Annotated in this window: 9 protein-coding genes; 6 read left to right on the plus strand and 3 right to left on the minus strand. The window is 42.6% G+C overall.

Annotation, left to right across the window (positions count from 1 at the left end; genetic code table 11):
• Positions 1 to 173 precede the first annotated feature (173 nt).
• The 3 genes from H6G28_RS23930 (at position 174) to grxD (ending at position 1,663) form a co-directional block, all read left to right on the plus strand.
• Complete coding sequence (locus tag H6G28_RS23930) at positions 174 to 749, plus strand: hypothetical protein (RefSeq protein WP_190674797.1); 576 nt, start codon at positions 174 to 176, stop codon at positions 747 to 749.
• 257 nt (positions 750 to 1,006) lie between these two features.
• The gene (locus tag H6G28_RS23935) at positions 1,007 to 1,264 is read left to right on the plus strand and encodes a BolA family protein (protein WP_190591017.1); all 258 of its coding nucleotides are present in this window, start codon (positions 1,007 to 1,009) and stop codon (positions 1,262 to 1,264) included.
• 75 nt (positions 1,265 to 1,339) lie between these two features.
• On the plus strand, positions 1,340 to 1,663 hold the full coding sequence (gene grxD / locus H6G28_RS23940; protein ID WP_190591019.1) for a Grx4 family monothiol glutaredoxin: 324 nt from the start codon (positions 1,340 to 1,342) through the stop codon (positions 1,661 to 1,663).
• A 312-nt stretch (positions 1,664 to 1,975) separates the two neighbouring features.
• On the opposite strand, the gene H6G28_RS23945 is transcribed toward grxD, so the two are convergent.
• Entirely contained in the window at positions 1,976 to 2,224 is a 249-nt protein-coding gene (locus H6G28_RS23945) for a DUF6761 family protein (protein ID WP_062296854.1), read from the minus strand.
• Between the two features lie 561 nt (positions 2,225 to 2,785).
• On the opposite strand from H6G28_RS23945, the gene H6G28_RS23950 reads away from it, so the two are divergent.
• On the plus strand, positions 2,786 to 3,553 hold the full coding sequence (locus H6G28_RS23950; protein ID WP_190591021.1) for a response regulator transcription factor: 768 nt from the start codon (positions 2,786 to 2,788) through the stop codon (positions 3,551 to 3,553).
• A gap of 240 nt (positions 3,554 to 3,793) precedes the next feature.
• Here the strand turns inward: H6G28_RS23950 and H6G28_RS23955 are convergent, their stop codons facing one another.
• Complete coding sequence (locus H6G28_RS23955; protein ID WP_190591023.1) at positions 3,794 to 4,564, minus strand: ABC transporter ATP-binding protein; 771 nt, start codon at positions 4,562 to 4,564, stop codon at positions 3,794 to 3,796.
• A gap of 62 nt (positions 4,565 to 4,626) precedes the next feature.
• Entirely contained in the window at positions 4,627 to 5,184 is a 558-nt protein-coding gene (locus H6G28_RS23960; protein ID WP_190591026.1) for a hypothetical protein, read from the minus strand.
• A 383-nt stretch (positions 5,185 to 5,567) separates the two neighbouring features.
• On the opposite strand from H6G28_RS23960, the gene H6G28_RS23965 reads away from it, so the two are divergent.
• Together H6G28_RS23965 and H6G28_RS23970 are read left to right on the plus strand one after the other, a co-directional pair.
• On the plus strand, positions 5,568 to 7,190 hold the full coding sequence (locus H6G28_RS23965; RefSeq protein WP_190674799.1) for an AAA-like domain-containing protein: 1,623 nt from the start codon (positions 5,568 to 5,570) through the stop codon (positions 7,188 to 7,190).
• 266 nt (positions 7,191 to 7,456) lie between these two features.
• Positions 7,457 to 9,897 (plus strand): AAA-like domain-containing protein (locus H6G28_RS23970; protein WP_190674801.1); only part of this gene is annotated, 2,441 nt, incomplete at its 3' end.

Raw genomic sequence — 9,897 nt, forward strand, 5'->3', positions numbered from 1 at the left:
AATAGACGATGGTAATTAGTATACAGAGGCACTGGGAACTCGATTAAACCGATTTTCAGTCTAAAGCAAAGAAACCAAGTATATAGCTGTGTTTTGTTTAAAACGAAAACAAAGTTAAGATACCCAAAGTTTCTCTTAGTATTTATATATATTTGTCACACCCAATTTAATCCATGAAAATAGCTGCAACTGCACCTTTTCTTAGCCTCAGTTCCTTCTCAGTCACCCTCCTCTTGAGTTTGCTATCACCCGCTTATAGCCAACAAGCACAGCCCATTGACCCGAATGACCCCAACAACCTCCGTCCTACCACCCAAACCAATAGCCTGTTAAGCATTGAAGGCGGAGAAAGACTGATGAAAGAGGCAGAAGCAGCAGTTTCCGCCCAAAACTATGCCCTCGCTGCCAAAAAACTCCAAGAAGCACGGCAAGTTTTTAATCAGCTATCTAACTTTTATCAAGACCTAAACTCTAGCTTTTCTGGTATTGACATCAGAGTGTCTGACTCTCAACGTCAAAAAGCTTTCTTAACTGCTCAAAAGCGAGATGAAGCCACATATCAACTAGCACTCGTACATCGCGCCCAAAATCAGCCAGAATTAGCCGTACCACTATTAATTCAAATTATTAGAAGTCAAAATCCCACACGCGACTTAGGTAAAAAAGCATATCAACAGCTATTTGAACTCGGTTTTGTTGATACCCCCTACCCCAGACAAGGTAGCGGCGGTTCAACTTCTCAAAAATAAACCCTTGTCCCCCTTATCCCTCTCTCACAAGTGTAGGTTTTTAACAGAGTGATGAGTAGCGACTCTAAAAATCACGATTTAATCAGAGTTTCATCACCCTCACACCCTTATACCCCTACACCCTAAATCAAGGTTTTTGGGGCAGAACGTAAAAAACCTACACCTGTCAGCTTATCCCTCTTCCCCCTACTCCCAACTCCCCACTCCCAACTCCCTAATCTGCTAATAATAGAGAAGTAGTTTTTTCAGAAATTGCGATGATTAGTCCGCAGCAGATTGAGGCTATGATCAAGGCGGAACTGCAAGACGCTCAGATACAAGTACAAGACTTAACAGGTGGCGGAGACCACTATCAAGTTACAGTCGTATCATCGCAGTTTGCAGGTAAAGGACTGGTGCAACAACATCAGCTAGTTTATGGCGCGTTGCGGCAAGCTATGTCCACAGAAGCAATTCACGCCTTGGCAGTTAAAACATTTACGCCAGAAACTTGGCAAGCAACCACCACTTCATAAAATCAATAGTTCCAAGCTAAGTTGAGCATTGACTATTGATTTTTTTATATCCGTAGCATAGGAAACGAAAACACCATGTCACAAGAAGTCCAAGAGAGAATTCAGAACTTAATTAAACAAAACAAAATCTTTGTTTTCATGAAGGGGACTAAGTTAATGCCTCAATGTGGTTTTTCTAACAACGTCGTCCAAATCCTCAATACTTTGGGTGTTCCCTTCGAGACGATTAATGTTCTGGAGGATTCTGAAATTCGTCAAGGCATTAAAGATTATTCCAACTGGCCGACTATTCCCCAAGTTTACATTGATGGTGAATTCATCGGTGGTTCCGACATCCTGATTGAAATGTACCAAAACGGCTCATTACAGGAAAAAGTGGAAGTTGCTCTAGCTTCGTAATTTTAAAATAAGTTTAATTACAAAAAAGCCCCTGTAACGGGGCTTTTTTGATGGACTACGCTTCCCAAAGCAGAAAAATTACTCAATGGTTAGTAGCAAGTAGTGAATAAAAAATTTTCTGCTTTTTAATTAAAATCACAATCTTAAACACCCCTTATGAGAGTTACCAAAATTACCACAAGTCAAAGGGGATGTTTTCTCCAGTACATTCTCTCCCAAAATTTGCACCATCGCACACTTGATCAATACAGATAACGTGCTATAATCATCTGCGTCAATCTACGTTTACTTTGAATGGCTAAAGCAAAAGCTTTAGTAGTAATCGTGTTGTGGTTGTGGTTCCGGCATTGCAAAATTTGAAGCATCGTACAAGTAGCGGCTGGCTTCCTCTTCTAGACGATGAATCAGATATGGCTCGATAGCGTTGCCATGTCGCAGTGCGGCTAGATATCCATCCAAATACATCCGCATATCGTCCATACGATAACCGCGATTCCATAGCTCGACGAAGGCGTCTGTGAGTCTTTGGTAATAGCGGATGGTTTGTGTGTCTTGAAGCATAACTGCTGTTTGATCTCTTTGGAATGAGAATTGTAAATGATTAACGCTGAAATGTGAAGTGCCACTTTCGCTTTTTTAGCGTTTTTGGCATATAAATTATGCCAATGATTCTGCTTTGATCTGCCCCCTCCAGCAGCTACAGCGTATTTAGATCCTATTCCAGAAAACTGGGAAATTGATTGGTAAGTAATTTATTCTTATGATTTCTTCTTTCAACAACCTGATTTTTGTGGTTGAGGTTAAGCTTAAGCAAGCAGAAACTAGACTTCAACAGCAGGCTGAAGGACTTTTACAAGGATGACAATTTGGCTGAGTACAAGTTCTTCATCAAGTTACAATTTGCTAAAAGCAAAATGATTGTTAAGAAGAACTTTTGATAAGTCTAACAAAAATTTAAGAAAATTACTAATTAACCTTGGAAATAGGCTGAGGTGGGAGATATTGCCACCCTTGTTTAGCATAAATGTCAAATGAATTGTGAGTAGAAGTAACAAAGACTACAAAACCTTGAGCATGGGCTTGTTACTTTGAAAGTCATCAACGCTAAGGGGTCTTACCGCCGTGGGTTCGGTTTGTATTGAAATCGTTGAGGGGAATCCCCATCTGAGGTCGTTGCTGGGTTGGCACTTGCAACAGTTAGAGTATAGGGTAAATCAAGCTGCCAGCATTTATCAAGCAAGAGAAGTGTTTTTAACCCATCAACCTACTCTAGTCATTCTAGATGCGGATCTGCCCGATGGAGATGGTATCGAGTTTTGCCGTTGGTTGCATCGTCAGCAACAGCCTTTAATCTTAATGCTGTCTGCACGTAGCAACGAGGCGGATGTGGTCGCAGGACTAAAGGCGGGGGCCGATGATTACCTCAGCAAACCTTTTGGAATGCAGGAGTTTTTGGCTAGGGTTGAGGCATTAATTCGCCGCAAACGCACGCCGACTGCGCCAGCTTATTTAGACTATGGCACTTTGCAAATTGATTTAGTGCAGCGTCGTGTCCGGTTCCAAGGGGAGTTTATTGATTTAACACCCCAGGAATTTAGTTTGTTGTATGTGTTGGCGCAAGCTGGCGGAGTACCTTTGTCTCGCTCAGAATTACTGCGTCGTGCTTGGCCAGATGCAATTGACAACCCGCGCACGATAGACACTCATGTTTTATCACTACGTAAAAAAGTAGAACTTGATCCCCGCCAACCTAGTTTGATTCAAACTATTCGGAATGTGGGATACAGATTTAACATGGAAATTTTGAATGCCAATCTTCCCCAATCACAAACTAAGTTAGCAAAAGAACGGTTTAGCAATCAACGTCCAACAGTAACTACTCAACGGTGATGAAGCAGGTGAGAGGTAACAGGTGAGAGGTGACAGGTGATAGATTTTGCCTGGATTTTATCATCTGCGGATTTCTAAAACTATGCTTCAACTGCTACATAAGAGGGTTTGGTTGGGTGCAGTACAAGTTTTCAGGAGAGAGGCTAGAGGCTAGAGGTTAGAGACTAGGCTATTTTGCTTTATCCAAACAAAGAGTGCTGTAAGAGTTGTGTTTAGGGTGATTTATCAGATAAGAGGTTTTTAAATCCATTCTTGTGCGGCTTGAGTTTCTGCCTGAGTCAAACTTGCTTGTAAACTGACTAAATCTACCTCAGAGGCGGGTTTGTCTGCTAACAACTGGCCTTGGTGCAGGTGTAACAGCCTTGTACAAAACATTTGGGCTAAATCTAACTGGTGATTAACCATCAAAATTGTAGTTTGTTGGGTTTGGGCTAGTTGAATGAGGATTTGCATCAGATGAGAGGCTGTACCTGCATCCAAGGCTGATGTTGGCTCATCTAATAGTAAAATTTTGGGGTGGATGATTAAAGCACGCGCGATCGCAACTAATTGCCTTTGACCCGATGACAACTGTAACTCATTTTTGGCTAACCAGTCATTAGGAATATGCAGTTGTTCCAGGCAATGGCTAACTCGTTGCTGAATTGTCTGTTTGGGTATTCCGCGCAAAACTAAAGGATATTCCAATGCTTGCTGGACTGTCATCCCCAGTAGTCTTGACTCTTGCAACACCAGTGTTACTCTTTGGCGCAGTTGAATAGCAGGAATTTGGCGATATTCTTGATTTTCCAGATAGATTTTACCGCTAGTCGGTTCAGTTAAGCGATTTATCAAGCGTAGTGATGAGGTTTTACCAGCACCAGTTACGCCAACAATCGCAATTCTTTCACCAGGGAATACTTGAAAGGAAATATTCTGTAAGATTGGGTATCCTTGGTGATTGCTTTTTAGTTTGGTAAATAGATTAACTTGCTCAAGCCGGAGTTGGGCTTGTGGAGTGAAATTATCCACAGTGATAGTTTTCCTTTTTTCTCACGCAAAGGATTTTTTCGTCTTTACGTGAGATTTTAAATTTAAGATAGTGTCAAGGCTGTATTAATAGTCCAAGCATCAACTAACAGCAGTAGTAAGGTAAATCCAAATAAAATCGCATACATCCAAGGCTGCGCTAAGGGACGGACATCTGTGGTGTCTATGCCGGTTTTGGCTTGGACGATGTTCACTAACCGGGCAAAACCAGCCACACGCATTGGTAATAAATAAGCTTTACCATCTTTGCTGAGGAAATAATAAACTAACCCGCCTTGACCTGTAGAACGGGGTTTGATTTCTTTAACCTCTGACCAAGGTAAAATCCAACCTTTACGAAAGAAACGCGGAACCCATACAGGGTAAGTTACCTGAATTTCTTGGTCATTGACAATTACTCTTTCTGTCAACACTGCATACAGTCCGACAAAGCCGATGACAATTCCTACCCACAGTAACGAGGGTGGTGTTGGCGCGGCTGTTGCTTGGGCTAAAAATGGCAATGGTATTGTGAGTGCTACATATAAACTCAACAGAGTAATCCGAATCAACGGAGATAGGCGAAATATGGTTGTAGAGGTATTAGCTGAATTGGCTGTCACGGTTCCATTAAGATTGTTGCTTTCAGTTTTATCCTAACGGGACTTATCCCTGTTTAATCATTCTCAAAAAAGAAAAATAATAGTTAAATTTTCAACTTTTAACTGTGGTAGGACTTACGCATAAAAACGAAAAATTAAGGGTTTTGGCGAGGGTGTACTTATTCAAAATCCTTACACCCCAAACCCTTTCACCCTTGCACCCAATCTCCACAGATAATCTTTGTGCGTAAGTCCTGTATAGATATGATAGCGATCGCTTCACACAGAATGTAAAAGACATCCAAGTTTGTTCCCTGCTATTTTTAGCATAGATTCAGAGAATATTAGCTGTAGTACACTAATTTTAGGGAAAAAACCTGGGTTAATCTACACTAGTTCACTCTGTGAAAAAAATCCTGATACTATCAGCCCATCCTAGCAACGGCAAACCATTACGTTTAGACCAAGAAGTCAGGGAAATTCAGGCAGGATTGAAACGTGCCAATAGTCGAGATAAATTTGAAATTATTGCGAGTTGGGCGGTGCGTCCCGAAGATTTGCGGCGATCGCTGTTAGACTATGAACCAGAAATTGTGCATTTTTCGGGACATGGCGCAGGTAATCAAGGGTTAGTCTTAGAAAATGATGCCGGAAAAGGGCAAGTAGTCAGTACAGAGGCTTTAACCAAGTTATTTAGTTTATTTAAAGACAAAATTGAGTGTGTGTTGTTAAACGCCTGCTATAGCGAAGTCCAAGCTGAGGCGATTTTTCAGCATATTGACTGCGTAGTTGGGATGAATCAAGAAATTGGTGATGAAGCAGCCAGAGAGTTTGCGGTGGGTTTTTATGACGCACTCGGCGCTGATAGATCCTATCAAGATGCTTATGAGTTTGGGTGCAATGCGATCGACTTAAAAAGCATTCCTGAATCTTCCACGCCAGTTCTCAAAAGCCGAAAAAATCCAGTTTCAGAACCAACTGTCACATCAGCAGTAGTCTTAGAAAATCCAGAAGGGCAAGTTCCTTTAGGATCTGCATTTTACATTGATCGCCCTCCTGTAGAAACCGACTGTTACACAGAAATTCTCAACGCTGGGGCATTAATTAGAATTAAAGCACCGCGCCAAATGGGTAAAAGTTCTTTAATGTCACGGATTCTGGATTATGGCAGTAAACAAGGCTATGAAACAGCGTATTTAAACTTTCAGTCAGCCGATGCCGAATTTCTTGATAGTTTGGATATGTTTTTGCAGTGGTTTTGCGCCAGTATTACCGATAGCCTTGGTTTCCCAGATAAGTTAGATGATTTTTGGCGCGGGGTTTTAGGAAGTAAAAACAAGTGTTCCAACTACTTTCAAAGGTATTTGCTGAAAGAGATAGACGCGCCCATTGTCTTGGGTTTAGATGAAGTAGACGAAATTTTTAAACATCCCTCAATTGCTACAGATTTTTTCGGCTTGCTGCGGGCATGGCATGAGCGTGCTAAAAATGATGCAATTTGGCAAAAGCTGAGACTGGTAATTGTTCATTCTAAAGAAGTGTATATTCCTCTGAATATTAATCAGTCACCGTTTAATGTGGGTTTACCTGTGGAGTTGCCAGAATTAAATCCAGCACAGGTAAAAGATTTGGTACAACGTCATGGACTGAATTGGTATAACTCACAAGTTGAGGAGTTAATTGGCTTATTTGGTGGACATCCTTATTTAGTGCGGATGGCTTTGTATCAAATGGCGCGGGGGAGAATGACTTGGCAAGAGTTAGAACAAACAGCGCCTACAGAGTCTGGTGCATATAGTGATCATTTGCGTCGTCATTTGTTGAATTTGCAGGAGGATAAACAATTGCTGACAGCCTTTAAACAAGTACTTATGGCTGATGTAGCCGTTGATGTGGGAACAACAGCCGCCTTTAAACTGCGGAGTATGGGGTTAGTGAAGTTTCAAGGAAATAAAGTCATACCCTTGTGTAATTTATACCGGAAATATTTTAGCGATCGCCTGGGAGTGAAAATCAGTGAACAGTGAACAGTGAACAGTGAACAGTAAACAAAATTATTTTGATAACTGATAACTGATAACTGATAACTGATAACGATTCTTAATTGTTTTACAAATTCACTAGAGGATATCTGAAAAATTGTTTGTTTTGTTCTCCATACTTTTAGATCCCCCTTAAAAAGGGGGACTTGAAGAAAATTCCCCCCTTTTGAAGGGGGGTTAGGGGGGATCAAGCGAAATATTTGATATTTTTCAGACATATTCACCCCTACACCCTTTCACCCCTACACAATATGACTCAATACCAGTACCAAGTCGGGGGAAGTTTACCCCAAGATGCGCCAACTTATGTCAGACGACAAGCTGACGATGATTTGTATGCAGGCTTGCAGGCTGGGGAATTTTGTTATGTGCTTAATTCGCGGCAGATGGGGAAATCTAGCTTGCGGGTGCGGGTAATGCGGCAATTGCAAGATGAGGGTTTTGCTTGTGCTGCGGTGGATATTACAGCCATAGGGACGGATGATATTACACCGGAACAATGGTATGCCGGGGTAATAGATACGTTGGTGGGATATTTTAATTTGTATACTGATTTTGATTTAGAAATTTGGTGGAATGAGCATAATTTAATTTCACCAGTGCAGCGTTTTAGTAAGTTTATTGAAACAGTTTTATTAGCAAAAATAAGTGGGAAAATTGTAATTTTTATTGATGAAATTGATAGTGTTTTAAGTCTGGGATTTAATTTAGATGACTTTTTTGCAGTTATTCGAGATTGTTATAACCGCCGCGCTGAAAAACCAGAATATAACCGCGTGACTTTTGCTTTAATTGGCGTGTCTACACCTTCTGATTTGATTCAAGATAAAGGACGCACGCCTTTTAATATTGGTAGGGCGATTGATTTAACTGGGTTTAATTTAGATGAGGCGGAACCTTTGGCACGGGGTTTAGCAACGGTGGGAAATCCGCAAGAATTGATGGCGGCGGTGTTGGCGTGGACGGGGGGACAGCCGTTTTTGACGCAAAAGGTTTGTAAGTTGATTATTGGGGAGTGGGGAGTAGGGAGTAGGGAGTGGGGTAATGAGAGGGATGGGGAGAAATCGGAAATTGCAGCGTGGGTGGAAAGTGTAGTCAGAAAGCGGATTATTGAGAATTGGGAAGGGCAGGATGAGCCGGAACATTTGAAGACGATTTTATATAGAATTACGCGCAGTGGGGAGTTGCGGACTGGGCGGTTGTTGGGGTTGTATCAACAGATTTTGCAGCAGGGTGAAGTTGCCACTGATGACAGTGCGGAACAAATAGAATTGCGGTTGAGTGGGTTGGTAGTGAGGCGCGAGGGAAAGTTGCGAGTTTATAACCGCATTTATGCAGAGGTGTTTAACTCGCTGTGGTGTGAGCAGTTGTTGGCGAATTTGCGTCCTTATTCTGATGCTTTTAATGCTTGGAAGGCTGCTAATTATCTAGATGAGTCGCGGTTGTTGCGGGGACAGGCTTTGAAAGAGGCTTTGGCTTGGCGAATTGGCAAAAGTTTAACTGATATAGATGATCGGTTTTTGGATGCTAGTCAGGAATTAGAAAGAAAAGAAGTTGAACGAGATTTAGAAATAGCGAAGAAAGAACAAGCAATATTAACAGCCGCGAATAAAACAGCTAGGCGGCGAGTACAAATTGCTTTAGTGTTGTTGCTGGTTTCTGGGGTGGCGGCGGTGGGGTTGGGAGTGTTGGCGGGGCGAAGTAATGAACAATTGGCGGTGGCGAGAGATGAACGGGACAAAATTGATAGTGAGAAAAAACAAAAGGAGGAGGAATTAAAAGCGGCACAGCAGCGAATTAATGATGCTAATAAAAAGGTGGCTGATGCCGAAATCAAGGTTAAGAATGCTGAGGCTAATTTAAAAAAGCAAGAGAAAATTGCCAAGCAACAACTAGATGCCACAAACTTACAACTGGCACAAGCACAAGACAAAGAAAATTTGGCGCGGAAACAAGTAGAAAAGGCACAAAACGACCTGCGACAAGCCAAAGCCCAACAGCAAGAGGCTTTGCGGGGGTTAGAAACTGCGGCAGCAGCCCAAAGACTGGCGCAAGGACGGGTGCGAAAGGCACAAAATGACTTAGAAAAAACAGAAGCAGAACGACAAATTGCCTTGGCTGGTATTAGGCTGGAACGGTCAGGGTTGGCAAATATTAACCGCTTGCAGTTTAATCAAGTGGGGGCTTTGCTGGCGGCGATGCGGGATGGCAGAGAGTTAAAAAGTTTAATAGATAAGCGGGGAATTAAACAACTCCAAGACTACCCAGCTGCTAACCCGGTGTTGGCTTTACAGACAATTTTAGATAAAGTGCGGGGCATTACGGTGATGGCTGGGCATGAGGGTGTGGTCTACAGTGCCAGTTTCAGCCCCGATGGGCAGCGCATCCTCACCGCCTCTGATGACAACACAGCGCGGTTGTGGGACTTACAGGGCAGAGAAATTGCCAAGTTCCAGGGGCATGAGAATTCGGTCAGAAGTACCAGTTTCAGCCCCGATGGGCAGCGCATCCTCACCGCCTCTGATGACAACACAGCGCGGTTGTGGGACTTACAGGGCAGGGAAATTGCCAAGTTCCAGGGGCATGAGGGTGTGGTCTACAGTGCCAGTTTCAGCCCCGATGGGCAGCGCATCCTCACCGCCTCTGATGACAACACAGCGCGGTTGTGGGACTTACAGGGCAGAGAAATTGC

It is taken from the genome of Nostoc sp. FACHB-190 (assembly GCF_014696905.1).
Classification (GTDB): Bacteria; Cyanobacteriota; Cyanobacteriia; order Cyanobacteriales; family Nostocaceae; genus Nostoc_B.

What these genes read in the sequence shown, in the direction of transcription:
- H6G28_RS23930 (WP_190674797.1), top strand. Translation starts at nt 174, where the DNA reads ATGAAAATAGCTGCAACTGCACCTTTTCTTAGCCTCAGTTCCTTCTCA.
- H6G28_RS23935 (WP_190591017.1), top strand. Translation starts at nt 1,007, where the DNA reads ATGATTAGTCCGCAGCAGATTGAGGCTATGATCAAGGCGGAACTGCAA.
- grxD (WP_190591019.1), top strand. Translation starts at nt 1,340, where the DNA reads ATGTCACAAGAAGTCCAAGAGAGAATTCAGAACTTAATTAAACAAAAC.
- H6G28_RS23945 (WP_062296854.1), bottom strand. Translation starts at nt 2,224, where the DNA reads ATGCTTCAAGACACACAAACCATCCGCTATTACCAAAGACTCACAGAC.